This window comes from Pseudanabaena sp. CCNP1317, assembly GCF_034931345.1.
GTDB lineage: Bacteria > Cyanobacteriota > Cyanobacteriia > Pseudanabaenales > Pseudanabaenaceae > Pseudanabaena > Pseudanabaena galeata.
The window spans coordinates 18,799-44,222 of sequence record NZ_JAYGIF010000013.1; the positions used below are offsets into that span (position 1 = coordinate 18,799).

General features: G+C 43.2%; 28 protein-coding genes. 19 read left to right on the forward strand and 9 right to left on the reverse strand.

Annotation, left to right across the window (positions count from 1 at the left end; translation table 11 throughout):
• The first annotated feature begins 3 nt into the window (after nucleotides 1–3).
• The 5 genes from VB775_RS06670 (at nucleotide 4) to VB775_RS06690 (ending at nucleotide 3,427) form a co-directional block, all read left to right on the forward strand.
• The gene (locus VB775_RS06670; RefSeq protein ID WP_281008996.1) at nucleotides 4–957 is read left to right on the forward strand and encodes an XdhC family protein; all 954 of its coding nucleotides are present in this window, start codon (nucleotides 4–6) and stop codon (nucleotides 955–957) included.
• A 56-nt stretch (nucleotides 958–1,013) separates the two neighbouring features.
• Nucleotides 1,014–1,343 carry a hypothetical protein gene (locus tag VB775_RS06675; protein ID WP_281008997.1) on the forward strand — a complete coding sequence of 110 codons (330 nt, stop codon included), beginning with the start codon at nucleotides 1,014–1,016 and terminating at the stop codon, nucleotides 1,341–1,343.
• A gap of 61 nt (nucleotides 1,344–1,404) precedes the next feature.
• Nucleotides 1,405–1,815, forward strand: a complete 411-nt coding sequence (locus VB775_RS06680; RefSeq protein ID WP_281008998.1) for a XisH family protein — start codon at nucleotides 1,405–1,407, stop codon at nucleotides 1,813–1,815.
• Entirely contained in the window at nucleotides 1,806–2,156 is a 351-nt protein-coding gene (locus VB775_RS06685; protein ID WP_281008999.1) for a XisI protein, read from the forward strand. Before VB775_RS06680 ends, VB775_RS06685 begins: the two co-directional genes overlap by 10 nt.
• 56 nt (nucleotides 2,157–2,212) lie before the next feature.
• A complete protein-coding gene (locus tag VB775_RS06690; protein ID WP_281009000.1) occupies nucleotides 2,213–3,427 on the forward strand; it encodes a hybrid sensor histidine kinase/response regulator in 1,215 nt (404 codons plus the stop codon).
• A gap of 41 nt (nucleotides 3,428–3,468) precedes the next feature.
• Here the strand turns inward: VB775_RS06690 and argJ are convergent, their stop codons facing one another.
• The 3 genes from argJ to VB775_RS06705 all read right to left on the reverse strand — a co-directional run bounded on the left by argJ (nucleotide 3,469) and on the right by VB775_RS06705 (nucleotide 5,668).
• The gene (gene argJ, locus VB775_RS06695) at nucleotides 3,469–4,680 is read right to left on the reverse strand and encodes a bifunctional ornithine acetyltransferase/N-acetylglutamate synthase (RefSeq protein ID WP_281009001.1); all 1,212 of its coding nucleotides are present in this window, start codon (nucleotides 4,678–4,680) and stop codon (nucleotides 3,469–3,471) included.
• Between the two features lie 59 nt (nucleotides 4,681–4,739).
• Nucleotides 4,740–5,216, reverse strand: coding sequence for an acyl-CoA thioesterase (locus VB775_RS06700; RefSeq protein ID WP_281009002.1), 477 nt, complete (start codon nucleotides 5,214–5,216; stop codon nucleotides 4,740–4,742).
• A gap of 68 nt (nucleotides 5,217–5,284) precedes the next feature.
• A complete protein-coding gene (locus VB775_RS06705; RefSeq protein WP_281009003.1) occupies nucleotides 5,285–5,668 on the reverse strand; it encodes a DUF3110 domain-containing protein in 384 nt (127 codons plus the stop codon).
• A gap of 142 nt (nucleotides 5,669–5,810) precedes the next feature.
• On the opposite strand from VB775_RS06705, the gene VB775_RS06710 reads away from it, so the two are divergent.
• Entirely contained in the window at nucleotides 5,811–6,356 is a 546-nt protein-coding gene (locus tag VB775_RS06710) for a WcaF family extracellular polysaccharide biosynthesis acetyltransferase (RefSeq protein ID WP_281009004.1), read from the forward strand.
• Between the two features lie 53 nt (nucleotides 6,357–6,409).
• A complete protein-coding gene (locus tag VB775_RS06715; RefSeq protein ID WP_281009005.1) occupies nucleotides 6,410–7,372 on the forward strand; it encodes a class I SAM-dependent methyltransferase in 963 nt (320 codons plus the stop codon).
• 136 nt (nucleotides 7,373–7,508) lie between these two features.
• On the opposite strand, the gene VB775_RS06720 is transcribed toward VB775_RS06715, so the two are convergent.
• Both VB775_RS06720 and VB775_RS06725 read right to left on the reverse strand, forming a co-directional pair.
• The gene (locus tag VB775_RS06720) at nucleotides 7,509–8,216 is read right to left on the reverse strand and encodes a Uma2 family endonuclease (RefSeq protein WP_281009006.1); all 708 of its coding nucleotides are present in this window, start codon (nucleotides 8,214–8,216) and stop codon (nucleotides 7,509–7,511) included.
• A 57-nt stretch (nucleotides 8,217–8,273) separates the two neighbouring features.
• On the reverse strand, nucleotides 8,274–10,790 hold the full coding sequence (locus VB775_RS06725; protein ID WP_281009007.1) for a CHAT domain-containing protein: 2,517 nt from the start codon (nucleotides 10,788–10,790) through the stop codon (nucleotides 8,274–8,276).
• 802 nt (nucleotides 10,791–11,592) lie between these two features.
• Between VB775_RS06725 and VB775_RS06730 the strand changes: the two genes are divergently transcribed.
• The gene (locus VB775_RS06730) at nucleotides 11,593–12,750 is read left to right on the forward strand and encodes a hypothetical protein (protein ID WP_281009008.1); all 1,158 of its coding nucleotides are present in this window, start codon (nucleotides 11,593–11,595) and stop codon (nucleotides 12,748–12,750) included.
• 327 nt (nucleotides 12,751–13,077) lie between these two features.
• Here VB775_RS06730 and VB775_RS06735 read toward each other — a convergent pair whose 3' ends face one another.
• Nucleotides 13,078–13,986: a sulfite exporter TauE/SafE family protein gene (locus VB775_RS06735; RefSeq protein WP_281009009.1), complete on the reverse strand. Its 909-nt coding sequence runs from the start codon at nucleotides 13,984–13,986 to the stop codon at nucleotides 13,078–13,080.
• A gap of 90 nt (nucleotides 13,987–14,076) precedes the next feature.
• A complete protein-coding gene (locus tag VB775_RS06740) occupies nucleotides 14,077–15,306 on the reverse strand; it encodes an RNA-guided endonuclease InsQ/TnpB family protein (RefSeq protein ID WP_281009010.1) in 1,230 nt (409 codons plus the stop codon).
• A 35-nt stretch (nucleotides 15,307–15,341) separates the two neighbouring features.
• Between VB775_RS06740 and tnpA the strand changes: the two genes are divergently transcribed.
• From tnpA to VB775_RS06760, 4 genes are all read left to right on the forward strand, one after another.
• A complete protein-coding gene (gene tnpA, locus VB775_RS06745; protein WP_281009011.1) occupies nucleotides 15,342–15,782 on the forward strand; it encodes an IS200/IS605 family transposase in 441 nt (146 codons plus the stop codon).
• 178 nt (nucleotides 15,783–15,960) lie between these two features.
• Nucleotides 15,961–16,500: a ribosomal protein S18-alanine N-acetyltransferase gene (gene rimI, locus VB775_RS06750; protein ID WP_281009012.1), complete on the forward strand. Its 540-nt coding sequence runs from the start codon at nucleotides 15,961–15,963 to the stop codon at nucleotides 16,498–16,500.
• Nucleotides 16,501–16,806: 306 nt separating this feature from the next.
• Nucleotides 16,807–17,391, forward strand: coding sequence for a hypothetical protein (locus VB775_RS06755; protein ID WP_281009013.1), 585 nt, complete (start codon nucleotides 16,807–16,809; stop codon nucleotides 17,389–17,391).
• Between the two features lie 115 nt (nucleotides 17,392–17,506).
• On the forward strand, nucleotides 17,507–18,796 hold the full coding sequence (locus tag VB775_RS06760; RefSeq protein WP_281009014.1) for a peptidoglycan-binding domain-containing protein: 1,290 nt from the start codon (nucleotides 17,507–17,509) through the stop codon (nucleotides 18,794–18,796).
• Nucleotides 18,797–18,831: 35 nt separating this feature from the next.
• Here the strand turns inward: VB775_RS06760 and VB775_RS06765 are convergent, their stop codons facing one another.
• Both VB775_RS06765 and VB775_RS06770 read right to left on the reverse strand, forming a co-directional pair.
• Nucleotides 18,832–19,410: an L-threonylcarbamoyladenylate synthase gene (locus VB775_RS06765; RefSeq protein ID WP_281009015.1), complete on the reverse strand. Its 579-nt coding sequence runs from the start codon at nucleotides 19,408–19,410 to the stop codon at nucleotides 18,832–18,834.
• Between the two features lie 134 nt (nucleotides 19,411–19,544).
• The gene (locus VB775_RS06770) at nucleotides 19,545–20,129 is read right to left on the reverse strand and encodes a DUF2854 domain-containing protein (protein WP_281009016.1); all 585 of its coding nucleotides are present in this window, start codon (nucleotides 20,127–20,129) and stop codon (nucleotides 19,545–19,547) included.
• A 429-nt stretch (nucleotides 20,130–20,558) separates the two neighbouring features.
• On the opposite strand from VB775_RS06770, the gene rpoD reads away from it, so the two are divergent.
• The 7 genes from rpoD to VB775_RS06805 all read left to right on the forward strand — a co-directional run bounded on the left by rpoD (nucleotide 20,559) and on the right by VB775_RS06805 (nucleotide 25,345).
• A complete protein-coding gene (gene rpoD, locus VB775_RS06775) occupies nucleotides 20,559–21,746 on the forward strand; it encodes an RNA polymerase sigma factor RpoD (protein WP_281009017.1) in 1,188 nt (395 codons plus the stop codon).
• Between the two features lie 120 nt (nucleotides 21,747–21,866).
• Nucleotides 21,867–22,007, forward strand: coding sequence for a 50S ribosomal protein L34 (rpmH, locus tag VB775_RS06780; protein WP_094534927.1), 141 nt, complete (start codon nucleotides 21,867–21,869; stop codon nucleotides 22,005–22,007).
• A gap of 76 nt (nucleotides 22,008–22,083) precedes the next feature.
• A complete protein-coding gene (rnpA, locus tag VB775_RS06785) occupies nucleotides 22,084–22,434 on the forward strand; it encodes a ribonuclease P protein component (protein ID WP_281009018.1) in 351 nt (116 codons plus the stop codon).
• Nucleotides 22,424–22,822 (forward strand): PH domain-containing protein, encoded by a 399-nt coding sequence (locus VB775_RS06790; RefSeq protein WP_281009019.1) that lies wholly within the window; start codon nucleotides 22,424–22,426, stop codon nucleotides 22,820–22,822. Before rnpA ends, VB775_RS06790 begins: the two co-directional genes overlap by 11 nt.
• Before the next feature lie 103 nt (nucleotides 22,823–22,925).
• A complete protein-coding gene (gene yidC / locus VB775_RS06795) occupies nucleotides 22,926–24,230 on the forward strand; it encodes a membrane protein insertase YidC (protein WP_281009021.1) in 1,305 nt (434 codons plus the stop codon).
• Between the two features lie 90 nt (nucleotides 24,231–24,320).
• The gene (locus VB775_RS06800) at nucleotides 24,321–24,842 is read left to right on the forward strand and encodes a protein jag (protein ID WP_281009022.1); all 522 of its coding nucleotides are present in this window, start codon (nucleotides 24,321–24,323) and stop codon (nucleotides 24,840–24,842) included.
• Complete coding sequence (locus VB775_RS06805) at nucleotides 24,842–25,345, forward strand: YceD family protein (protein WP_281009023.1); 504 nt, start codon at nucleotides 24,842–24,844, stop codon at nucleotides 25,343–25,345. The genes VB775_RS06800 and VB775_RS06805 overlap by 1 nt, the downstream gene beginning before the upstream one ends.
• Nucleotides 25,346–25,424: the final 79 nt, after the last annotated feature.

The window sequence follows — 25,424 nt, forward strand, 5'->3', positions numbered from 1 at the left end:
CCTATGATTTACGAAGATCTTCTAATCGCCCTTAGTCAAGGGGCAGTGGTTGTGGCGACCATAATTAGCGCCAAAGGATCAGTACCAAGAGAAGTGGGCGCGAAAATGCTCATTACCAGCGATCGCTGCATTGATACGATCGGTGGTGGTGCAGGAGAAGCGAAGGTAATCTCTCAAGCAAGAGAAGTTTTACAAAGTGGCAAGAAAACACTGGTAGAAATTGACCTTACTGGTGCGCCCAATCGTCAGACTGAGGGGATTTGTGGCGGATGGATGCAGATCTTGTTAGAGCGCTGGCATGGAGAAGAAGCGATCGCTCTGGTTGAGGAGATCCTTAGAAAATTAAAATTGGGGCGATCGCTGACTTTGGTGACTTCTTTGGGGGATGCAAGTCCCTATGTTGTGAAGGAAAAAGGAGAAAGGAAAAAGGAAAAAGGAGGGGAGGGGTTTATTGAGGTTTTGGAGCCTGCGCCGATGTTGCTGATCGTGGGTGCGGGGCATGTGGGGGAACAACTTGCTAAGGTTGCAGATTTGGTCGGCTTTCGGATTGCGATTCAGGATGATCGTCCTGAATGGGCAAATCTAGAACGATATCCTCAAGCAGCATTCATTTATTCACATATCGATCAAGCTTTAACTGAGTTATCAAATCATGGCTCTCTCTATGTTGCGCTAGTCACAAGAGGCTATCGTTATGATTTAGAAGCTCTAACCGCTTTACTCAATCGCGATTTACCCTGTTCCTATATCGGCATGATCGGTAGCGATCACCGAGTTAAGGAGGTTCTTGAGAAAGTGAAACAAATGGGAATCTCCACAGAGAAATTACAATTTGTTAACGCTCCCATTGGTTTAGATATTGGTGCGCTAACCCCTGCGGAGATTGCAGTCAGTATCAGTGCAGAGTTAATCATGTTGCGACGTGGCGGCACTGGGAGATCGCTAAAATCTATATAAAAAGTAAATAGAACAATATGGTAAACTCAAAATATTGTTGATTGAGAATAACACAAATGCAAAAAACAAAAAAAGGTGAAACTGGACTAACAGATTTACAAATCAAACGAAAAGAGGAACTAGTTAAAGAACTTAGAATAAGATTTGAGTATGTTCAGGCAGCAATAGATAGTTACAATGCTACTTTAAAAGAAGCTAATGAATTTGTTGGAGAAATGCGTGAAATTTTTGAAAACTACTACCGTGATCGAGAAGACAATTGGGAACATGCGAATTCTTACTATGATTTTGTAAAGGAATGGCAAGGTATTGAATTGGATAACTTAGAGATTGAAGATCATTCAACTGCTCTAGAAGAATTGAATAACAAAGTTATTAGGTATTGAAATAAGTTTAAATGCAAATTACTGAGTAAATTAATTGCTAGTTCATTCATAATAAATACCTATGGCAAAAGATAAATTTCATACTGTAGTTAGACTAGCTTTAGAAAAAGAAGGCTGGCAAGTTACTGATGATCCCTATGAAATTAATGTGGATGGTGTTGATTTTGAGATTGATTTAGCCGCAGAGCAGGTATTAGCAGCAACTAGAAACAATCAAAAAATTGCTGTAGAAATCAAAAGTTTTATCAGCCCATCCAATATTTCCGATTTTCATACAGCACTAGGACAGTTCTTAAACTATAGAGATGCACTTGCTTTGACCGAACCAGAGCGTCATCTGTATCTAGCTGTACGTCTACCAGTTTATGAAAGTTTTTTCCAAAAAAGATTTATTCAATCCGCAATTCAAAGATATCAGTTAAGACTATTAATCTATGATGTTCCACAAAAGGAGATTGTCAAATGGCTATAAATCAATCCGTTAATCAGTATAGACAATACATTCAAAATATTCTTCTAGAAAAATCTCAACGCTCTTCCAAAAACAAAATATTTTCAGAATACGAAGTGCAAACCATTTTTGACACCGAGAGAGATCATTATCAACTTCTTCGTGTTGGTTGGCGTAACAATAAGCGTGATTTTGGATGTGTTTTGCATCTTGATATCAAAGATAACAAGATTTGGATTCAGCACGATAGCACGGACACAGGTATTGCCAATCAGCTTTTGGAGATGGGTGTACCCAAAGAGGATATAGTTTTGGCTTTTCATGAACCTGAAGTTCGTCAGCTCACTGGATTTGGTTTTTAATAGTATGACGGTTCTTAAAAAGCTGAGATAATTTAGCTTAGTTACTGACTAACTTTATGAGCGATCGCCTGTCAAGCTACATCAACCAAACCACGGACAAAAATTCGGAAATCTCAAATCTATGTCATTCTTTAGAAGGCTGTGTATTGGTTGTAGATGACAACCCCACTAACTTAAGTGTGTTAGTGAATTTATTACGGGATGTGGGGCTGCGGGTCTTAGTAGCAACTGATGGCGAAAGTGCGATCGAGCAGATTACATATATTAAGCCCGATCTGATTTTGCTAGATGTAATGATGCCAGGCATTGATGGCTTTGAGACTTGCCAACGTCTCAAGGCAAATCCTGAAACTGTCAAAATTCCGATTATTTTTATGACGGCTCTTTCGGAAACTGTGGACAAAGTGCGTGGTTTATCTCTGGGGGCAGTGGACTATGTGACGAAGCCCTTTGAGCATGAAGAAGTATTAGTCAGGATTCGTACCCATTTAACGATCGCCAAACAACGTCAAACCATTGAGTCTCAAAATCTTGGGCTACAAGCGGAAATTGCAGAACGTAAACGGGCGGAAGAAGCCTTAACAATTTTTCTCCATGCGGTTTCCCACGACTTGCGAAATCCTGTGACGGGCTTGCTCATGGTGCTAGATAATTTGGCGAAAACTGCAAGTAGTCCAGAGGCAAATATTCTGCTGTCCCGAACGATACTAGAACGAATGCAACAAAGTGGCGATCGCCAGTTAGCCTTAATTAATTCGTTATTAGAGTCCCATGTAAACGATGTTCATGGAATTATCATCCATCCTCAACCTGTGATAATTAGGGAAGTCATTCAATCAGCGATTGATGATTTACAACCACTTTTAGACAAAGAAGAAACAGAAATTAATCTACAAATTCCATTGGATCTTCCCCTTGCTTTGATCGACCAGACCCATGGCTGTAGAGTGTTCCAAAATCTAATTGCCAATGCGATTAAACATAACCCACCTAATCTCGAACTGACAATTTCCGCAGAGTTAAGCGATGAAAAGACAATGCTCTGCACCGTTGCGGACAATGGCGTGGGTATGACTAGCGCCCAAAGTGAGAATTTGTTTGAGCTTTATGCTCAAGGAAAAAATCCTAGTAGACTCAATCGGCGATCGCTTAGTCTTGGCTTAGGTTTATACATTTGTCGTCAGATTGTCCAAGCTCACGGTGGGGCGATCGGGGTCATCGGTGAACCAAACATTGGTTCTCAGTTTTGGTTTACGTTACCAATTGCTTAGTCCTGTAGAAAAGACCGCGCTTAGCGCGGTCTTTTCCTTTCCTATGTCGTATATTCAGCGTTAATCTTGACGTAATCGTAGCTGAGGTCGCAGCCCCAAGCTGTGCCATTACCACCACCATCACCGACACCGACATTGATGATTACCGTGTCATTTTTGAGATAGTCGCTAGCAGCGTTGCGATCATATTCCTGTGGCGAGCCATCCTGCATCATCACAAAATCACCGAGTTGAATATTCAACACATCTTGATTGAAGTCCACACCCGATCGCCCTGCGGCGGCGGCAATTCTGCCCCAGTTAGGATCATTGCCAAAGACGGCGGATTTGACAAGGGAGGAACCGACGATGGTTTTGGCAATTTGTCGAGCGGCGACGGTACTAGATGCACCAGTGACATTCACCTCGATCATGCAGGTTGCCCCTTCCCCATCGCGGGCGATCGCCTTAGCTAAGCTCATACAGACTTCTTGCAGCATCGCCTGTACCTGTTGCGCTGCATCAGAATTTTCATCCTCGATAACTACGCCCGACTGACCATTGCTTAGGGCTAATACCATGTCATTGGTGCTGGTATCGCCATCCACGGTAACTTGGTTGAAGCTAGCATCAATGGAGCTTGATAGCATCTTTTGCCAGAGCTTCGACTCGACACCAGCATCACATGTCACAAAACCCAACATTGTCGCCATATTGGGATGGATCATTCCCGAACCTTTGCAAATGCCACCAATTCTCACGGGCTTGCCATCAATTACGGTTTCGAGGGCAATACTTTTCGGCACAGTATCGGTGGTCATGATCGATCGCGAGGCATCTTCACCACCATCGGGCGAAATCAGGGGTGCAATTTTGGCAATACCTGCACGCATCTTATCCATCAGCAATTGCTTGCCGATCACACCAGTGGAAGCTACTAAAACCCCATCGACCGTATTTAAAGCTTTTTGGACTAGTTCGGCACATTCCACCGCATTTTGCCAACCTTCAGCACCTGTACTAGCATTGGCTTGACCCGCATTGCAGAGGATCGCGCTGACATGGCAACCCTTGGCTAGTACTTCACGGTTGAAGTCTACACAGGCGGCTCTGACGCAAGACTTAGTAAATACGCCTGCGGCGATCGCAGGCACATCCGATGCGATCAAAGTTAGGTCAGGAGCGCCCGATGGTTTCAGTCCTGCTATAATCCCTGCGGCTTTGTAGCCCTTTGCTGCGGTCACGCCGCCTGCTATTACTTGCCAATTTGCCATGATTTGATTGAGTTCCTCAGTTACTATGCATTTGCATCGCGCTTTGCGAGATGTAAAACTTAAATTCCCGTTAATTTAGCGATCGCCCCTTCCAATGAACTTGGTAGCGATCGCAACAACTTACGTTTCTCAAAATCTACAGGTACGAGGGTAACTACTGCTGTTACACATAGATCTGTTTCGGTGCGAATTTGATATTCCCAGTTTAGGCGGACTTTATCTGGTACAAGCCTAGTCATTACTAGCACATCATCACCCATGCGTGCTGAACGGTGATAGCGCAAATTCATCTCGGCAACTGGTAAGTCCACACCTGCTGAGACTAATTCCTCAAAGCTCATGCCTACGGTTCGCAAGCATTCGACCCGCGCCTCTTCCATCCAAGTGAGATAAGTCCCATGCCACACTACGCCCGCATAGTCAGTGTGATGCGGATATACGCGCACGGGATAGTTAAACCAGCCTTCGTTCTCAGAATCTGATGTAAATTTAGTAATTGCGTTGGTTAAAGGGTTAGAAGTAAGTTCAGCCGTCATAATTTATACCTAAAACAAACTCTAGTCATGTCATAAGAATGCGTCCCAAAGGGACGCATTCTTATGACTTATAGTAAATTTTCTAAACGACGGCGCATCATCGCAATTACGGGATCTTCTACCTCAATTTCATCCTCTGGTTCGGGTCGATTTTGATTGAGATCGGCTGACCAGTCCGTTTTATCCACATTTTTCTCAGGGGGGACTAGTAGGGCATCGGTTGGTACGATGTTTAAGTCATAGCCTGCTTCTTCACAAAATTCTTCTAAATCTTTGCTGTCAATGCTTTCTACTGTTGGCGACAAAAAGTCCTGTGCTTCCAATAAACCTGCATAGCGAATTGCATCATCCTCTTGCTCAAAGGCGACAATAATATTATTGCCCTCAATTTCTAGGGTGTAGATACCTTCATTATCGGTGTTGGCGTTAAACAGCAATACCCAAACTTGCATAGAAAAAACTCGACCATTAGAAAAGCTTTAATATTGTATAACATGCCTACTGCAAGATTTTTGTTGAGAGTGTTGCAAAGCAACACTCTCAACAAAAATCTTGGGTTTTATTTAAGTACAAAGCGCGATAAGGAGTTTAACTTTGCGTCTCGATCGCTACAGAAAGGCTACATACACAACAGGTGCAAACATTTGCCAATATGTGCTTTGGTACTTTGTGGGAGCGCCTTTATTGCGTAGTTATTTAATCCCTTTTTCAGGTTTAAAAGTTAACATTTTGCGCTGGTTTGGCGCAGAAATTGGGCAGGGCGTAAGAATTAAAACTGGGGTGCGGGTCAAATTTCCTTGGCGTTTAGTGATCAAAGATTTCGTTTGGATTGGTGAAGATGTTTGGCTCGATAATCTCGATTTGATTACGATCGAGAGCCATTGCTGCATTTCGCAGGGGGTTTATCTCTGTACAGGTAATCACGACTGGCGCGATCGCGATTTTGCGTTACAGACAGCTCCTATTTATATTGAGACAGGTAGTTGGATCGCCGCGAGAGCAACGATCGCGGCGGGGGTGCGCGTCGGACAGGGTGCGGTGTTGGGCTTAGGCAGTGTGGCGACGCGATCGCTCGAACCGATGACGATTTACAGTGGCAATCCTGCGATCGCCATTAAGTTGCGTAAAATCGTAGAGTAACCAACTAAGTTTGTTACTCTACGATTTTAGGGATTATATTTTTTAAATTAATTATGACTGTTGCAACTTCAAATTCTAGTCCCAAAATCGGACTAGCCTCCCGTTTAGTAAACAGCATTTTAGCGATCGCGCCACTTTTCAACATCGCTAAGCAACGCGCCCGCAAGATGATGATCGAACGTGCTGAGTCGATGGGCGTAAACTGGCGACAAATTGTTGCTGATTTACAAAAACAAGATCTTGATGGCGAACTTGCCAAAGTCCAAAATCCTCAGATCCAATATCCTGAATATTACCTTAAGCACTTCCATGCTTACGAAGAAGGAAATCTTGGTTGGTTACCCGCAACGGAAGTAGAAGTTGCAGCCTATGCTGTGCATTCGCGCATTTGGAATGATGCTCAGCCTCCAGTGGAGGGTGATGCGCGGTTGCGTCAAAGTTATATTGATATTGTAAAAGAGCAGATCGCCACTCACCCTCAGGATATTCTCGATATTGGTTGCAGTGTGGGCATGAGTACTTTTGTGTTGCATAATGCCTATCCCCAAGCCAAAATTACGGGTTTGGATTTGTCGCCATACTTTTTGGCGATCGCTAATTACAATACGCGCACCAAACATCCTGAATTAGTCGAAAATGGACAGGTGCAATGGATACATGCCACCGCCGAACAGACGGGATTAGCTGATTGTTCCTTTGATTTTGTGTCTTGTTTTTTGCTATTCCATGAGTTACCTCAAGATGCAACACGCCAAATTCTCCGTGAGATTCGCCGTGTTTTGCGTCCTAATGGTCATTTTGCTCTCATGGATATGAATCCCTATTCAGATATTTATGTCAAGATGCCGCCCTATATTTTGACGCTGCTCAAAAGTACGGAACCCTATCTCGATCAGTACTTTTCCTTTGATCTTGCTTCCGAGTTAGTCGCCGCAGGGTTTGAAACTCCTACGATCATTGCAAATACTCCGCGTCACCGCACTGTAATTGCGAAAGCAGCCTTAGAGGGTGTTTGAGAAGTTTTTTACCACCTCTAACTCCCCCTTGCAAAGGGGGAGAATTTAAGTTTCTCCCCTTTGCAAGGGGGAGTTAGAGGTGGTAAAAACAGAAATTTACGCTGAACAGGTACTTCTCAAACACGCTCTGAGTCGATTAACTTTCGTCATCCAAATTAACACCCATCTGACGCAACTTCTCCGCAAGACGATCTGCCCTTGCCTTTTCCTGATCAGCCCGTTGATTAGCCGCCAAATTCGCACTATATAACTCCTCTGGGGTGAGCAACTTCTCTCCATTATCCAAACGATAAAACCCTATCAGATACTCATCAGCCTGTAACTTGAGTTGCAATACTTCACTGCAATTATCGCGAATCGGCTTATACACACCATCCTCATTCAGGCGATAGCCCTGCAACTGTTCTGTAATCCATTCTCCATAGGGATCAAACAGCCAGTATTCAGTTACTCCCAACTGCTCGTATAGGGTCTTCTTAAAGTTCCAATCAGTTTCCTTTGTCCCTGCCGATGTCACCTCAAAAATAATTGCTGGTGTTTGCTGTCCTTCCCAAATTTTGTAATTGGCATAGAGTCGCTTTTCGATATCAAACACGACCATCACATCAGGGGCAACTCTAGCTCTGGGATTGCCTTCGATGTAATAGAGAAATTGATCGGCAAAGACGACTGCTGGTTGCTCCTGTAAATATAACCGCAAGAGCGCCAAAGCCATCAGGATCGCGAGGACATGCTGTTGAGTTTCTGCCAATGGTTCTCCGTCGGAACTGGGATAGAAGATTTCTGAGGCGATCGCCTGTTCGTCTGCTTTGGCCTGCGATCGCTCTGAGGTAATGGCTACCATAACGCTCTAGGACTGATTGTTTACCAAAATTATATCATGCGCTTACAGACAGGTTGTTTATAGTCCATTACCGATCGCAAAGAAAGCCGACCAGTAATAGGGATGGGATAGCTGTCCACTAGCAGAATTTGGTACTGTTCCCACGATTCTAACGCCAGCGCGAACATCCTTATCTGTTCTCTTCTTGTCGCTATTAATCATCGCAATTTGCGCCCTGCGTAATGCTTCGACAATGGAGACATCGCCTTTTTTTAGTTCTGCATAAAAAGCATCCATGAGGGCTTGTGTACCAGCATCATCGACTTTCCACAGCGAGGCAATCGCCACTCTGGCTCCTGCGGCTTGCATTTGATAACCTAAGCCGAGAATCTCGACTCCCGATCCTAATGTGGCTCCTAGTCCCGACTGACAGGCGCTCAAAACGACTAAATCGACATTGGTTAACGCCCACCTGCGAATATCTTTAATTGTTGCTTTTTCGCCATCACCGAAGATGATGAAAGAATCTTTGGGGTCACCCGTGGAGAGTTGTCCGTGGGTAGCGAGATGGAGAATCGTGTAGGAATTGGAGTTGGTGGTGGTTAATTCCTTGGTGAAGGCAGTTTCGATAAGGGTAGTGGTATTGGGAAAGCGATCGGCAATTTTTTTGACTTCGGTGATCGTGGCGGGTAGTCCTGAAAATCCTTGTTGCTTGACGTTGCCAAAGGCTCCTGCAAAGATCTTCGGTGTGGCGATCGGTGGTTTATTAAACTTAGTCAGGGAAATGGAGGTGATGTTGTTGACGCGATATTTTTCGATGAGCCATTGTTTGCCATCGTAGAGAGCGGCGAGGGGAATATAGCGTAACTGTCCATCGGGTGCATAGATGATCGTATCGATTTTTAGTTCGGCTAGTTCGGTTTCAAATGGTTTGATTAGCCTTGTATACATTTGCTGTGCAGATACTTTGACATCATCGGAGCCTGAGTCTCTCAGAACTGAAAGAAAATCAACAATTTCTTCATTTAGTTGTTCACTTTTGATGTAGATCGTGCGGCGGATTGGGATGGTTTTGGCTGTAACTAGAATCAGTTCGAGGCGGTCTTTGAGGATTAGAGGATAAAGGAGAACGGCGTTGGGATATTTGCTGAGAATATCGGTACGGAGATTTTGAAAGTTGTTGGTAATATCGACGTTTTGTTGTCTTTCCTTGAGGCGCAGTTCTTCGACTAGCGTTTGAACGGGATCGCTATCGAGAAAAGCGATGAATTGATTTTTTTGTTCTTGTTCAGATTTGACAAGTTGATTCAGTCTTACTTGTTCGGCGGCGGTGATGTTGTTGGCAAGTTTACGCTTTTGTAGATCATCGAGTTCCAAGGCAAGGGCGATAAATTGTTTTTCTTGATTTCGCAGTTCTGTTCCTTGTTCGGTTTGGCTGCTGCGGGTGGGGGTGCGAAGGTATTCGTTGAGTTCTTCGACTTTGAGGAGGTCGAGGACTTGTTGGGCTTCGAGGATGCGGTCTTGTTTGAGCAGAAGGTCGGCGAGGTTGCGATAGGTCTTTTCGACTGTGGCTAAATAGGATTTTTGGATGTCTTTATCGAGTTTGCTAATGTCTTTGCGGATCGCTTCGCGGACATTGATCGATTGTTTGTAAAAGAGAATCGCTAGTTCGGGGCGTTTGGCTTTGGATAATACTTCTCCTAGATTAGAGAGAGCTAAACCTTCGTCAGCCCTATTGCCGATTTCTCTAGCAATAGTCAATGCTTGCTGATAGGAAATCATTGCTTCTCGATCGCGATTTAGTTTTCCGTAGGCAGCAGCTAAATTATTCAGCGACTGTCCCTCACCGAGACGGTCTTTGATTTCCCGCGCGATCGCTAAGAATTGCAGATGGAACTCGATCGCTTTGTCATATTTGCCGAGGGCATGGTAAGCGATTCCCAGATTTCCCAGCGCGGCTCCCTCACTGCCACGGTTTTTGGTTTCCTGCGCGATCGCTAAGAATTGCAGATGGAACTCGATCGCTTTGTCATATTTGCCGAGGGCATGGTAAGCGAGTCCCAGATTTCCCAGAGACTGTCCCTCACCGAGACGGTCTTTGATTTCTCGTGAGATTGCTAAAGCTTGCAGATGGAACTCGATCGCCTTGTCAGATTTACCGAGGGAATGGTAAGCGATTCCCAGATTTCCCAGCGCATATCCCTCACCGCGACGGTCTTTGATTTCCCGCGCGATCGCTAATCTTTGCAGATGGAACTCGATCGCTTTGTCATATTTGCCGAGGGAGTGGAAAGCGTTTCCCAGATTTCCCAGCGCTGCTCCCTCACCGAGACGGTCTTTGATTTCCCGATAGATAGTCAGTGCATTCTGAAATGATTGTATTGCTGCTTCACATTGACCAATTTGGCATTGCTGAATTCCTTGTTTGTTCAGTCGATCTGCCTCTGCTTTGCGTTCTTGATTTGTCTGCGCCAGCACCGTCATCAAAGCCAAATCTGGCGGCGACACCATGCCCAAAATCCCAGTCAAAGCCACAAACGTCAACGCATAAAACCGCGAAGCCCTAACACCACCTTTGCAAGAATCTAGATTCATAGCCATATCTCCGATCTGCGTACTTACGATTTTACATACATCTCACGCCACCGACCATATGCAGTTTTATCAAGGAAAAAGTTAAAAGGAAAAAGGAAAAAATCTCGTAGGGGCGAAGCATTACCGCCCCCATTTACGCATATCACACCAATCATCAAACGGTAATGCTTCGCCCAAACCTCACAACGCAGAGACAAGCGATCGGCGGGAGCCAACAATCTTGAGATCCCCGACTTTTTCTGCTCAAGCTGAAGGGATTTGAAAATTCACAAAAAAAGTCGGGGATCTGTCTGTACGATGCAAAATCAGCTTAGGGGCGTAGCATTACCGCCACCATTTACGCATATCACCGCGATCGCCAAACGATAAGGCGATCGCCCAAACCTCACAACGCAGAGACAAGCGATCGGCGGGAGCCAACAATCTTGAGATCCCCGACTTTTTCTGCTCAAGCTGAAGGGATTTGAAAATTCACAAAAAAAGTCGGGGATCTGTCTGTGTGATGCAAAAATCGTCTCGTTATCTTCAATTTCTTGATTTTCTTCCATATAACCCAAAATGTAACCAAACAAGATAATTCTTGAGAAACCTATAAAAATATCTCTACAAAATGTCCCGTACCAATGGCTACTAACCCCACCCTATTTTTCGTAACAATTATCCTAAGTTGTGAATAACCAGAGCAAAAAGCTAAGGAAAAACTTGATAATGATAATTGCAGAGAAAAAAACTTGCAAACTTGACAAAGTCTGTTAATGTTTGTCTTGTAAAAATACCTCGGTATTGTTCGGTGAGGTTGTCCGTGAGTGATTTGAAACGCGAAGCAGCACTAAGAGAAGTTTTGGTTAGAGCCGTACCCGTTAATGATGACGATGATCTTGATGCGCTCTTAGCTGGTGAAATGCTAGAAGAAAAAACAATCACTGAAATCACGAATATGTTGCGAGATAATGTGGATCTATTCTCAGATGATTGGTCGTTAGATGAAAGCAACAACAGTAATAGTGAAAATCTAGAAAATACTGAATTGATTTCTGAACGCGATCGCCTCCAGAAAGAGTTAGAAGATCTGCGATCGCAACATCAATTTGAATGTGAATATGTTGATCAGCTAGAACAAGAAATTACTAGCATCACTAATGATCGCGATCGCCAAGTCACGGAATTAACCATCCAACTCGAACAGTTGCAAAAGCAAGTCGCTGATTTGCAAACGCCCCCACCAGCAACAGATGATCGAGATTTAAGCGATCGCCTAGCGATCCATGTACTGCAACTAGAGGAAGAATTCAAACATCGCTTAGCGATCGCCTTAGAAATTGAATCACAAAAAATTACCCAGCAATATTTGCTGGAAATTAATGACAAAAATGAGGTGATTCATCAACTGCAATGTCAGAACACAGCCCTAGATATTTCTCAACAAACCTTGACTACAGAGCTAGAGGCAACTCAAGTTCTGCTCAAAGACTCTACTACAACCCTTGAAATTGCTCAAACTAAGCTATCAGAAGTCACAGCTCAACGGGATCAGTTGGAAGAAGAATTAATTCAACATCTTTCCAATCAGGCAAAACTACACCAATCCTTGCGTGGTCTCGAAAATGAATATGTTAGCGATCTCACAAGAGTCCAAGAATTAGAGCAGCAGATCGAAGAACTACAAAATCAAGTGCTGCATCAAGCATCTAAAGCATCCGAGTATGAAGCCGCAATCCAACATTGGAAAGAGCAATCAGTCCGTCATCAGCACCATGCCCTCCAACTAAGTGGCGCATTAGATCGGTTATTAGCCGAAAAACCAGTTAGACACTTAACTCCACCGTCTCATCATGGGAGTGAGTCTATGTATGAGCAAGAGTATCGATCGCATGACTCTTTGTCAGAATCAATACCCTTGCGATCGCAGCGTCCAAATTCCAAGGTAGATTTACCCTCTTTTCTAGTCAGACATCGCTAATTAAACGTGAGTTCGATATAGCCATTTGCGGCGTGCGAAGCACGCCCCAAATGGCAGAAAATAGTAAAAATCACTAAGTGATTTTTACCATTTTCTGCTTTCGTTGAACTGACGTTAGTTAACGTCACGTGAGTTCGATATAGCCATTTGCGGCGTGCGAAGCACGCCCCAAATGGCGAAAAATGGTAAGAATCGCTAAGCGATTCTTACCATTTTTCGCTTTCGTCGAACTGACGTTAACGTCATTTCAACGAAAGCTACAAGATCGTTTTTTTGAAAGCTCGCCAACGGCGAGCTTTCAAAAAACGATCTTTATATTGATCTTAGCTACAAGATATTTAAAAGTAAACTTCTTTGCTGCCAAAGCATCCATGATCCGCCGATCGCCATAAAAGCCAGAACTACTTGGCGAAATTGTTGAGGACTCATGCGACTGAGAAGATATTTGCCAATGAGGTTAGCGGGTATGGCGGCTAAACCGATCGCTAAACCTGCTACTACTTGCTCTTTAGACATAGCCGCAAAAGCACCATAGGTAATAATTTTGACCAAATGAATAATGGTCATGTGGGTTGCCTTAGTGGCAAGCATTTGCTCTTTGACCAAACCATATTGTAAATAAAAAGGATTTAGCACAGGACCAGTTGTACCAACTAAACCAGAAACATAGGCTTTGAGAAAACCCGCAGGCATGATGTGCCATGCTTCTAGTTGAAATTTGGGCTTAACGATTGTGGGATCTTCAGGTTCACTGAAATCGTTGGATTCGCTAGATTCACCAAATAAAGGCGGTATTAAGTCTTGATTAGCAAATTCAGGCAATGTAATCGATGGTGTTGTCAAATTTTTGTCTAAACTTAAGACCGTTTTTTTCTCTGGGTTCTTTTCTAATTCAAATAAAAAGGCACTGACAATTAAGAAGATCGCAATAATTATTTGTAACCAATCAAGATGGATTTGAGTAAACGTGTAAGCACCCAACACGGCCCCTGCGATCGCACCAGGGGCATACCAAGCCGTTAGTTCCCAATCAATCTCTCGCCAAAATAGGAATACACGGTGGGCATTACCGAAAAACATGCCAATTGTAATTACTGGTGGAACCGAAGCGGCTCCCATGAGTAAGTTAACGAGGGGGATTAAAACAAAGGGACTCCCCCCTCCTGCCAGCGTACTAATGATCCAAGCAAAAAAGCTAACTACACTGAGATATACAATTGGCATGAGTTCTGACATTGATCGATAATCCGTATGGATCAGGCTAGTTATACCAAAACACAAAAAGGCTAAGCTATTTTGTGTTTATGTTTGTGACGACTCCCATCCCTAACTCGCGGACGAGTATAGGGTGGGCTTCTCAGCAACACCAGCTTTTGCTTCGGTTACACGCTGAGCTTTAATCACTGTCCGCCCGACAGCAATGTTTTTAACATTAATTGCAGCATTCACATCCCTATCAAGTTCTAGTCCGCAAACATGGCAACTATGCCATCTATCTTGAATTTCTTTAGGGACGCGAGTACCGCAATTAGAACAATTTTGGGTAGTGCCATTTGGATTCACAGCTATAGACAACTTGCCAGCACTTTCAGCCTTGCAAACCAGAATATGTAGAAATTCACTCCAACCAGCATCTAGGATTGACTTTGCCATCCTAGTCCTAGCCAAACCTTTAACATTCAAATCTTCAAAGCCAATCACATCATACTTATCGAGTAATTGCTTTGCAGATTTATAATGAAAATCTTTGCGCTGCCTTGCTATTTTTTGGTGATGTTTTGCAAGGCGCTTGACTGCTTTCCGTCTACGATTACTGCCTTTTTTCTTGCGAGAAACAGCCTTATTCCGTAGCTTTTTATTTGACTCAGCTTTCCTAGCAAACTGAGGGATAGGTACAGTTTCACCATCACTGGTAATCAAGAAATCTTTCAGTCCCATATCAATACCAACAGCATTATCAAGATTGATATTGAGGCTGATTGTGGGAACTGTGACATCTTGCAATGTCAGTACTACATACCACCCATCAGCATTCTTGACAATCTGAGCAGTTTTGATTTTGAAACCATCTGGAATAGGACGATGCAAAATAATTTTGACATCACCAATCTTGGATAAAGTGATCCGATTACCTTTGATGCAGTCCTGTGGCATCTGAGTATAGGTAAAGCTATGGTATCTGCCACGACCTTTAAATCTTGGCTTACCAGAGCGTTTACCCGCCTTGTCAGCGCTGATATATCGGTCAAAAGCTTTTTTGACTCTAGCAATGCAATCCTGAAGCACTTGAGAATGAATCTGTTTGTAATCAGGAAATAGCTTTTTGGTATTGAGTAAATCTTTCTTTTGCCAGTAATAATCAGGCTGTTCCACAATTGGAGCGATGCTGCATGATACGAGAGAGCATGAATTAATAGGGCAACGAGTAGACTCGTACCAATCAAATCTCTCTGCTAGCCTATAGTTGTACTGCATACGCAACAAGTTTAGCCACTCATCAAACTGATGAATTTGGGCTTTGCTTGGGCGTAGTTTGTACTTATAGGCTGTTATCATAATAATCAGTGTACCACAAAATAAGGACGTTGATTATGAAAGATGATTTTATTCCTAGTGGAAGATGTATCTCTGATCTCAAAGCTCATCTGGTTTTGACTACCAAATATAGGCGCAAAGTTTTTACTGGTCAGATGATTAGTCGGCTGTCTGAAATATTTGGCGATCTATGTGAAAAATGGGGCTGTAAGGTAGTTGAATTTAATGGTGAAGAGGATCATGTCCATCTCCTATTTCAATACTTGCCTCAGATGGAATTGCCAAAATTTGTCGGTAATTTAAAGTCTGTTTCAAGTCGCAAAATTCGAGAGGAGTTTGCTGATGAAGTGAAAAAATATTACTGGAAAAGCGTTTTATGGAATGAGTCATATTTTATCGCTTCTTGCGGTGGGGTAACAGTTTCTATACTCAAGAAATATATTGAGCAGCAAGATACCCCAGAAGATAGTCCATCGGCGGGGCATCGAACCCCTTGATGGACGCACTTACATCCCGTCACTCATCCTTGTAAACGGATAGAGTGCGGGGCTTTCGCTTGTGAGCTAAAACCTTGAGGGTTCTTTTTTTATTCCCGAAAGTGTTCACACTTTTGGGAATCGGTCTTACGACACGTTGTGCCTCATATTCCTATGAATCTTTAGATAATTACAACACATGAGCCTATCGACCCGAATCTATCTAAGTGAGATTGATCAAGATTTTTTATCCCAGCTAAAGGCGATCGATTGTGCATGTCTTGGCAATTTCTGGAGCTTAGAAGCCTATCAGCGCGAAATTGACAACCCCAGCAGTCTTGTATTGGGCTTAACTACGGAAAATCATGAATTACTGGGTTTTGGATGTTTGTGGTCAATTCTTGAAGAAGCTCATATCACAGTATTAGCGGTGCGTCCCGAATATCAAGGTCAAGGCTTTGGGAAATCACTGGTTTGGGGTTTACTTAAAAAAGCCCGCGATCGCCAATTAGAATGGGCAACCCTCGAAGTCCGTGAGTCCAATCATATAGCGATCGCCCTGTACCAAAGTTTTGGCTTCAAGGAAATTGGTCGAAGACCGAAATATTATGAAGTAACTGGCGAAGATGCATTAATACTGTGGTGCAAAGGCATACATACAGAAGAGTTTGAATTTCTACTAGAGCAGTGGCATGAGTCTATCTCTTTGCAATTACTAGCCAAAGGCTGGAATTTATAGAGATACTCCAACCCAGAAATTAGTAGTGCGTCAAAGCCGCATTACTAATTTCTGTGACTAGATTTTTGGTGCGTGGCTTTGCCGCGCCACCAAAAATCTAAAACGAAACTACCTCTACTTAATTGCTATAGAATTTAATTTAACGTCAGTTCGACAAAAGCGAAAAATAGTAAGAATCGCTAAGCGATTCTTACTATTTTTCGCCATTTGCGTCGTGCGAAGCACGACGCAAATGGCTATATCGAACTCACGTTAATTTAGGTTCATGAGCAATTAAGTCGCTTTAGGGTTAAAGGTCTAAAAACGATGAAAATATCCGACTGGGCAAAACAAGCTATCTGTTTGGCGATCGCGAGCTGGGGTTTTTGGAATGTGGCGATCGCTAATGCTAATGCCCAACTAGGCAATGTTGTTGTCTACATAGCAGGCAATAATCCTGTAACACTCAGTATTGCAAGGCAAGTTGTCACTAATCCTGTGGTTGCTTTAGTTAATGGTCAGACATCCATCGTCGCAGGAGCTTTCGATGCCCCAACCGCCGATTTTGTATCTAGAGAATTACAGCGTCGTGGTGTAGCTGCTCAACAGGCTGTTACTTCCCAGACTTTTCAGACTGCTCAAACTTTTAATGCACCCTATGTAACTTTGCCGAGCTATTTACCTAACAATAATATTGAGAATTCGGCACAATATCGCTACGTTACCGCAGTTCCTATGCGAGCGATGGCAACTTTAGCGCAGGTGAGACAGTTTATTCCTACAGCATTTGTGGCTAAATCAGTTCGTGGTGACTATATCTATGCTGGAGGATATCCCAATCGCGATGCGGCTGAATCTTTGAAACATTTCTTGCGATCACAAGGAATAGATGCTCGTGTACTCTATTTCTAAAAATAGCTAGACATAATTAAATATCAAACCCAGAAAACTGTGGCGCACGCTATGCGTGCGCCACAGTTTTCTGGGTTTGAGTTATTCTACTTAAATTATAAACTTTGGGCTAATTATGGACTCGATCTTAAGACAAGGTAGTAAGGGTAGTGCTGTAGCTGAGTTGCAGCAACTTCTCCAAAGCAAAGGATTTTATACTGGCAAAATTGACGGTGATTTTGGCGCTGGCACGACAAATGCTGTCCTAAAATTTCAAAAAGCAAATGGATTAGTGACCGATGGCATTGTTGGTAGTTCTAGTTGGGCTAAGCTGCGTGTGGTTGTTCCGACAACTACATCTCAAGGATTACCAACATTACTACCAGGCTCCAAAGGCTCAGCAGTTGCCCAAGCACAGCAATTACTCAAAGATAAAGGCTATTACCAAGGTCGCATTGATGGAGATTTTGGTATGGGGACAAGGGATGCGATCGCTGCCTTTCAACGCGCCAATGGCTTAACTGTCGATGGCAAAGTGGGAGAGCAAACATGGAAAAAACTGCAAGCCCCCGCGATCACTGAATTAACTCCTCCAGTCACCTTTGTAGAAATTATCCGCCCACCAGCCCCCACCCCTGTCGCTACAGAACCATCTCCCGCTCCTATCCCCTCGATTTTTGTTCCTACACCAACTGGAACATCAGGTAGTACTACCCCTAGTAATCCTGTTGCTCCTAGTCCCGATCCTGCGACTGCAATTCCAACCGCAAGTGCGATTAGTCTCGTTGAAGCGGCGAATAGTTATAGCCGCGCTAGATTACCCAATCAAACTTCTGCCCTTAATAATTTACAAGCAGGTATTGCTCCAGAAATATTGCAGCAATTTTTTCAGCGTTGGCAAATCGCATCGGGGCAAGCAACAACAGCAACATCCTTACAGGAAGCGTTAAGTGGTTACAACAGCGCTCAAATGCTCAACCAAAATCTTGCTCTCCAATGGTTACAAACTCAACTTTTGCCACAATCACTCACTCAGTTTCGCCAAGATTGGTCAAACCTTAATGCAGGTATAGGCACAACCACAACTACGCCATTTACCCCACAGCCCAGTCCAACGCCATCTCCCACTTCTCAGCTTCAACTGATTAACCTTACCGACGCTGTAAAAGTTTATAAACGCGAGGCCAATCAAGTTACTGCATTAGAAAATCTTCAAGCCTCTATCCCTATCCAGACCATGCAACAGTTCTTCCAGCGTTGGTCACTAGCCTCAGAACAAACGGCGATCGCCATTTCTTTGATCGATGCATTTCAAGACTACGACGGTCAGAAATTTCCTAGTCAAATTACCGCTTTACAATGGCTAGAGAAAGAGCTAACCATAGCTAACCTAGAGCAATTCTCACGAGATTGGCAAACAATCTAGACCAACAAAAAAGGGCGCTAAGCGCCCTTTTTTGTTTAAAAATTTACAGCTCCCTGCCGACGCACCAACCAACCCTCCATAGTCCATTCCACTACAGTAGAAGGCAATCCACTACCTAACTGCTCAGTAATATCAATTCCATCACCTAAAGTAATTACTGAGGGAAAAGCCTGATGAATTTCCAGCATCCTACGGTATGGCGGCTGATTACTTTTGTTGGCACTTGTGGTCAGCATTGCTCCTGTTTGCTGCAAAATAGCGATCGCCATTTTGCTATCGGGAATTCGTACACCCAAAGTCTTAAAACCTTGATTTAACTTACAGCCGAGATCGCTAGCAGGTAAAACCAAAGTCACAGCTCCCGCAAAATATTTCTGAGCCACTTGTTCCCAAGTTTCCAGCGCAGGATGACTTATATCTAAAAACGGTAAAAATTCTTGCCAACTCGCCGCCATCAAAATTAACGGTTTATCAGGCGATCGCTGTTTGAGCGTAAAAATATCGGCACTGCGATCGGGACGCACTGCTAAAGCAGGCACAGTATCCGTAGGAAAACTAACTAACTTTCCAGATCTTGCACCCGCCACCAAAGCTGCTGAAGAAACTAAAGCCACTAACTAGTCCTATTCCTAATTTAAGTACTTGTACAAAATAAATTTCCAAACCCTCAAAGTTGCGCCCCGAAAGGGCATAACTTTACAGGTTTGGGTTTGTAATTATTTATGTTCATCCACTTACTAACCACTTACTAACCACTAACTACCGCAGAGATTTCTGAAATCAAGCGTAAATCAACTTGCTTATCTTCTAGTTCTGTGACAATAGCTAATATCCCAGGTCCAAAAAATCGCGTTAATTTATCTTGTTTTTGTTGCCAAGCCACAAAATCCATCAAAGGCGATCGGAAGCGCAAAACTAGACTATAAGCACCTTTCGTTTCTTCAGCTTGAGAAATTTCTTCATAGATGCCAACTAGGACAGGGCGTTCCTCATCCGTAGGACTCATCCCCAATTTTTCTAAAATTTCATCTAAGTGAGCCTTGATCCCATAGCGATAGCGAGTCACATCTTTACGTAACTGCTTTTGGGTTGGAGTTTCTTGTAACTTACGCAAGACCAAAACCGCTTCAGTTTCAGGAACTATCACAGGTGTTGGAGTTACTTCCGATGACTTAAAGGCAAATCCTCCCAGCAAAATCGGAAACCCATAGAAAAATCCGACTAGATTCAAAGTCGAATTGCCCTTTGCATAAGCCCAAAATCCGACTACAAAAAGAATACCGCCAACATATAAACCAATTGAGGCTAGAGATATTTTATTAAGCTTAAGCATAATCAAAAATTAATAATACTTAATAAATGTATCTGTTAAACGGATCTATTTTTTGAAGATCTTTTTAGCGATCGCGTTAATCCAGCCACCGCAAGTTACATAGGATCTAAAACCAAAAAGATTAAAGGCGGTGCTTCGCGACGCTTTTAGTCTTCTATTCTAATGCGAGTGACTGTGGCTATAAATCTCAAAATTTCTTTTGCCAAAAAATTTTTTATAGTTGGGTTTACCATCGTTAGACTATAAATATATAAGTAGGAATTACACTGCATTGACTGAATTCACGAATTGTAAATTACCCCTTAGACAGGTTTTTTGATAATTCTAGGTAGCCAAAGCCACCATTTTTATATTTGGCAAGCTACAATCATCTAGGTGTAATTCCCCGTAGCACAAAGTTTTAGACAGTACGGATCTGAGGAATCTGGCATGAGCAAAACAGCCATCGACCTACCTATTGAAATCAAGTTGCCTGTTGGCAAACTTGGCGGAAATCTCGAAGAAATTGAAGAAGACCTTGAAGACCTTGATGATGATATCGAACTCGAAAAGGACGATTTAATTGATGACTCAGATGAAGACGCTGACATTGAAGATGACCCTGACAAAGCTGGCAAGGCAAGGGGGACTAAAAAACGAGCTAGCCAGACTAAGAAAAAACATTTTACAGAAGATTCGATTCGCCTGTATCTCCAAGAAATCGGACGTATTCGCCTACTTAGAGCCGATGAAGAAATTGAGCTAGCTAGAAAAATTGCCGATCTGCTTGAACTAGAGCTAAAACGTGAAGAATTAGCTACCGAAGTTGATTGTCATCCCGATGATGTAAGGGAACCAGACTGGGCGATCAAAATGGGGATGCCCCTTGGAGAGTTTCGCAAACGTCTCCACTCTGGTCGCCGCGCCAAAGACAAAATGGTGCAGTCCAACCTGCGTCTAGTGGTATCGATCGCCAAAAAGTACATGAATCGCGGGTTGTCTTTCCAAGATTTAATCCAAGAGGGCAGTTTAGGCTTAATCCGTGCCGCCGAGAAGTTTGACCATGAAAAAGGTTATAAGTTCTCGACCTATGCGACATGGTGGATTCGTCAGGCGATTACCCGTGCGATCGCCGATCAGTCCCGTACTATTCGTCTCCCTGTTCACCTTTACGAAACCATTTCACGGATTAAGAAAACTACCAAGTTACTTTCCCAAGAAATGGGACGCAAGCCAACCGAAGAGGAAATCGCCACTCGCATGGAGATGACGATTGAAAAACTACGGTTTATTGCCAAATCCGCTCAGTTGCCGATCTCTCTAGAAACGCCAATCGGTAAAGAAGAAGACTCTCGCCTCGGTGACTTCATTGAGTCCGAAGGTGAAACGCCTGACGATCAAGTTGCTAAGAGCCTTTTGCGTGAAGATCTTGAAAGCGTGTTGGGAACCCTTAGTCCCAGAGAACGCGATGTCTTACGTTTGCGTTACGGGCTTGATGACGGTCGCATGAAGACCCTCGAAGAAATTGGACAAATCTTCAACGTTACCCGCGAACGCATCCGCCAAATCGAAGCTAAGGCTCTCCGTAAGCTGCGTCATCCTAATCGTAATAGCGTACTCAAAGAATATATTCGCTAAAAACTAAAGGTGGCGCTTTGCACCACCTTTAGTTTTTGAAAGTGATCGCTAAACAGGTGTTATAATTGGAAGCCTGTGAAAAAATGACATCCTTTGAAACTAAATAAGTAAGTAACGGTTATGACAAAACGTACTCTACGCGGTAGTGTCCGCAAAAAGAAGCGCACCTCTGGATTTCGTGCCAGAATGGAAACTCCTACAGGTCGTCGTGTAATCAAAGCTCGTCGTAGCAGAGGTCGAGTTCGCCTCACAACTGTATAAGCTGCCATAAGATCAGCTACTAACAGATTTAATTCACAATCATTATTTGTACTTGATTTGCAATTGTTAATCTCTAGTGCTTCCTAACCAAAACCGTCTACGGCGGCGAGAAGACTTCGCGAAAGTATATGCCAAAGGCGATCGATACAGAGGCACTTACTTAAGCTTGCGAATTCTTTTTGATAGCAGCGATCCATTTATCAAGATAGGCATAGTTGTCAGTAAAAAGGTCAGCAAGTTGGCGGTAACCCGTAATCGATTTAAGCGTCAACTTCGCGCTATTTTTCGACAACTTCTGTCACAATTGAAACATGGATTGCAAATAGTTGTAACAGTGACTACTGTTCAAAGCAAGCCAAGTTATCAAGAACTTTGGGATGACCTAAGGAATTTATTAGCAAAGGCGAAGGTTTTGCATGGCAGTTAAAGAGGAAGTTTATTATGAAGGCGCACCTCACATTGGCGATCTAATTATTAGTTTGCTGATGAGTATTTTTGTGATCACAATTCCATTTGGTGTTGCTGCGATCGCAAGAGCATTGTGGGTACGTTATCGCATCACTAACCGACGCATTACCGTCACAGGTGGTTGGCGAGGTCAGACTCGCACAGATATTGTGTATGCGGAAATTGCCAAAATTGTCACGGTTCCTCGCGGTCTAGGCAGTTGGGGTGACATGGTACTAACCCTCAAAGATGGTTCCCGCCTTGAACTAAAATCTTTGCCTAAATTTCGTGAGACATACGAATATATCGAATCGAAGCTAAGCCTCAAAGCGCAAGACATAAGCGGCGCGATCGGTGGCAAAGCCTAAAATATTTACAGATCGTTCTTGAAGACTAAAATCTTGGGCGATCTTAATTTTCATGAGTGATATTAGTTATCATTCGGATGCAAACCCAACAGTAAAGTAGAAAATGGATTTCGGTGTAGGTTTTCTTTCCAACAACATAATGTTGCCTTTCCTAGATTTTTTCTACGGCATCGTGCCGAACTATGGATTGGCAATTATTGCATTAACGTTGGTTGTCCGTTTTGTGTTGTTCCCTGTTAGTGCCAATCAGCTTCGCAGTATGCGGCGCATGAAAATCGCTAACCCTGTGATGCAACAAAGAATCAAAGAAGTTCAAGAGCGCTATAAAAGCGATCCTGCTAAGCAGCAGGAAGAGCTAGCCAAAGTTAACTCGGCAAACTTCAAAGAATTTGGCAATCCTTTGTCAGGATGCCTACCTGCAATAATTCAATTACCAATCCTGTTTGCGTTGTTTGCAACCCTCCGAGGATCGCCCTTTGCTGACATTAACTATTCTCTAAACTTTCAGATCGCCACTCCTGAGAATGCTGCTCAGATCCAACATCAGCCTTTCACTTCTCCTAGCCAAAACGTTTACTTTGCCGATCGCGTGCACTTCCCAGTTCTGGCTACCGCAGTAAACGGTACAAACATAGCGATCGGTGAGCAATCCAAGATTGTTCTACAAACTTCTCAAGGCAAAGATTTCAATGCTCTTGCTACTGAATATCCAGATGTAGAGCTAACTACTAGGTGGAAAGTTACTAAGGGGCAGGACTTAGTTGAGGTTCTAGAAGATGGAACCGTAATTGCTAAACAAGCTGGTGATGTGACCGTTCAAGCGACAGTACCCGGACTAGCATCGAACAAAGGTTTCTTGTTTATCAAGGCTCTTGGCAAAACAGGTGTCACCAATGCTGACGGCAGCATTAACTGGGATATTGTGATCATGGTCTTGGGCTTTGGCATTAGTCTCTATGCCAACCAAAATATTTCTAGTGGCTCCACTCCTAAGCCTAGCAATCCCTCTCCTGAGACTTCGCAACAGGACACAATGAACAAACTCACACCAATTATTTTCTCTGGTATGTTTTTGTTTTTCCCCTTGCCATCAGGTGTAATGCTTTACATGTTGATAGCCAATATTTTCCAGACCTTACAAGCCTTTATTGTTGCTAAAGAGCCACTTCCTGAAAACTTGCAAAAATTAGTTGCGGTTTCGGCAAATTCTGCGCCTACTGCCAAGGCTACTAAAGCCGACTCTAAATCTACAGTATCTAGTAAATCTGAACCGACTAAGACTGTTGAGGCAAAAAATAAACAGACAGTTGTTGTTGACGATAAAGACAAAGATACTAAGAGTCCCACTAAGTCTGCTTTACCCTTTGAGCCTAATTCTTCTAATAAGAAAAAGAAAAAGGGTTCTTAATTAAATTGGAAATTGGGTGACGCGATGCGTCACCCAATTTAGTATTGAAATTACATTTAATAGAAATTTGATCGGGCAATTTTAAAGTTTATGGAAGATACTTCAGCAAGTGCAAATTGGCTGCAAGAGCTTTTAGGGTTGATGGGTTATACAACATCGGTTGATATTCGTCTTACGGAAGCATCTCCAGAACAGATTACGGCTAGTTCTAAGAACTATTGGCTAGAGATAAATGCTGATAGTCTACAGGAGCAGCAAATTCAAAGGTTGATTGGTCGGGATGGCATAGTACTTGACTCGTTACAATATTTGGCTAGTATTCTGCTGAATCTCCACTTACCTGTAGAAGAAACAACAGAGCAGAAAAATCATAATTTTTACACCGTGGAATTGAATGGCTATCGGTCAAAACGTTTAACTGATTTGCAATCCTTAGCCGAACAAGCCGTGCAACAAGTACGTGAAACAAAAACTGAGTTTGCCATTAAACAATTGTCGTCAGCCGATCGCCGCTATATTCACCAGCTCTTAGAAGAATTTCCAGATATTGAAACCCATAGTCAGGGTCGAGAGCCAAATCGTCATTTGATTGTTAAGTTAGTGAACAGCTAATGGAAAAGTTATACATCCCTCAGATTGCCAAAGCCGTAAACGCAACTGAAGAATTTGAATTTAAAGAATTTATCGAAGGGTTAGAAACATTAACGCCTGTGCAAGGGGTAATTAGTGTGCGCCATGTGGGTTCTTTTATTGAGGTCAGTGCTAAAGCTTCGACGATTATGACTTTGACCTGCGATCGCACATTGGTGCAGTTTAACTACAGGTTGGCGATCGACAATTCTGAGATGATTTGGCTGGCTGAGCCATTACCAGAAAGCGAATATCCTAGAGAGCGAGAAATTGAAACAGGCGACTTAGTGGAGTCTCTAGCTCCATCTGGTTATTTTGACCCTGCAACATGGTTATATGAGCAGTTATTGTTAGCTATTCCCTATCCCAAGATTGCACCTGATGCCCCTGCCCTTGAGGTTACAGATACGAATAGTCTTGACGGTTCCAAAGCTCCTATAGATAAGCGGTGGGAAATTTTAAATTCTTTAAAACTACCCGAATAATACCAAAATCCAAAAGACAAGTGGCGGCGCAAAGCACCGCCACTTGTCTTTTGAGTCAAAGGTCATGCTTTGCACGACT

Excerpts from the sequence above, each read along its gene's own strand:
- VB775_RS06670 (WP_281008996.1), top strand. The coding sequence starts at position 4 with ATGATTTACGAAGATCTTCTAATCGCCCTTAGTCAAGGGGCAGTGGTT.
- VB775_RS06705 (WP_281009003.1), bottom strand. The coding sequence starts at position 5,668 with ATGCAAGTTTGGGTATTGCTGTTTAACGCCAACACCGATAATGAAGGT.
- VB775_RS06790 (WP_281009019.1), top strand. The coding sequence starts at position 22,424 with ATGGCAGTTAAAGAGGAAGTTTATTATGAAGGCGCACCTCACATTGGC.
- VB775_RS06755 (WP_281009013.1), top strand. The coding sequence starts at position 16,807 with ATGAAAATATCCGACTGGGCAAAACAAGCTATCTGTTTGGCGATCGCG.
- rpmH (WP_094534927.1), top strand. The coding sequence starts at position 21,867 with ATGACAAAACGTACTCTACGCGGTAGTGTCCGCAAAAAGAAGCGCACC.
- VB775_RS06720 (WP_281009006.1), bottom strand. The coding sequence starts at position 8,216 with ATGGTAGCCATTACCTCAGAGCGATCGCAGGCCAAAGCAGACGAACAG.
- VB775_RS06805 (WP_281009023.1), top strand. The coding sequence starts at position 24,842 with ATGGAAAAGTTATACATCCCTCAGATTGCCAAAGCCGTAAACGCAACT.
- VB775_RS06685 (WP_281008999.1), top strand. The coding sequence starts at position 1,806 with ATGGCTATAAATCAATCCGTTAATCAGTATAGACAATACATTCAAAAT.
- rpoD (WP_281009017.1), top strand. The coding sequence starts at position 20,559 with ATGAGCAAAACAGCCATCGACCTACCTATTGAAATCAAGTTGCCTGTT.
- VB775_RS06760 (WP_281009014.1), top strand. The coding sequence starts at position 17,507 with ATGGACTCGATCTTAAGACAAGGTAGTAAGGGTAGTGCTGTAGCTGAG.
- VB775_RS06700 (WP_281009002.1), bottom strand. The coding sequence starts at position 5,216 with ATGACGGCTGAACTTACTTCTAACCCTTTAACCAACGCAATTACTAAA.
- VB775_RS06770 (WP_281009016.1), bottom strand. The coding sequence starts at position 20,129 with ATGCTTAAGCTTAATAAAATATCTCTAGCCTCAATTGGTTTATATGTT.
- VB775_RS06680 (WP_281008998.1), top strand. The coding sequence starts at position 1,405 with ATGGCAAAAGATAAATTTCATACTGTAGTTAGACTAGCTTTAGAAAAA.
- argJ (WP_281009001.1), bottom strand. The coding sequence starts at position 4,680 with ATGGCAAATTGGCAAGTAATAGCAGGCGGCGTGACCGCAGCAAAGGGC.
- VB775_RS06675 (WP_281008997.1), top strand. The coding sequence starts at position 1,014 with ATGCAAAAAACAAAAAAAGGTGAAACTGGACTAACAGATTTACAAATC.
- VB775_RS06715 (WP_281009005.1), top strand. The coding sequence starts at position 6,410 with ATGACTGTTGCAACTTCAAATTCTAGTCCCAAAATCGGACTAGCCTCC.
- rimI (WP_281009012.1), top strand. The coding sequence starts at position 15,961 with ATGAGCCTATCGACCCGAATCTATCTAAGTGAGATTGATCAAGATTTT.
- VB775_RS06800 (WP_281009022.1), top strand. The coding sequence starts at position 24,321 with ATGGAAGATACTTCAGCAAGTGCAAATTGGCTGCAAGAGCTTTTAGGG.
- yidC (WP_281009021.1), top strand. The coding sequence starts at position 22,926 with ATGGATTTCGGTGTAGGTTTTCTTTCCAACAACATAATGTTGCCTTTC.
- VB775_RS06740 (WP_281009010.1), bottom strand. The coding sequence starts at position 15,306 with ATGATAACAGCCTATAAGTACAAACTACGCCCAAGCAAAGCCCAAATT.
- tnpA (WP_281009011.1), top strand. The coding sequence starts at position 15,342 with ATGAAAGATGATTTTATTCCTAGTGGAAGATGTATCTCTGATCTCAAA.
- VB775_RS06725 (WP_281009007.1), bottom strand. The coding sequence starts at position 10,790 with ATGAATCTAGATTCTTGCAAAGGTGGTGTTAGGGCTTCGCGGTTTTAT.
- VB775_RS06690 (WP_281009000.1), top strand. The coding sequence starts at position 2,213 with ATGAGCGATCGCCTGTCAAGCTACATCAACCAAACCACGGACAAAAAT.
- VB775_RS06735 (WP_281009009.1), bottom strand. The coding sequence starts at position 13,986 with ATGTCAGAACTCATGCCAATTGTATATCTCAGTGTAGTTAGCTTTTTT.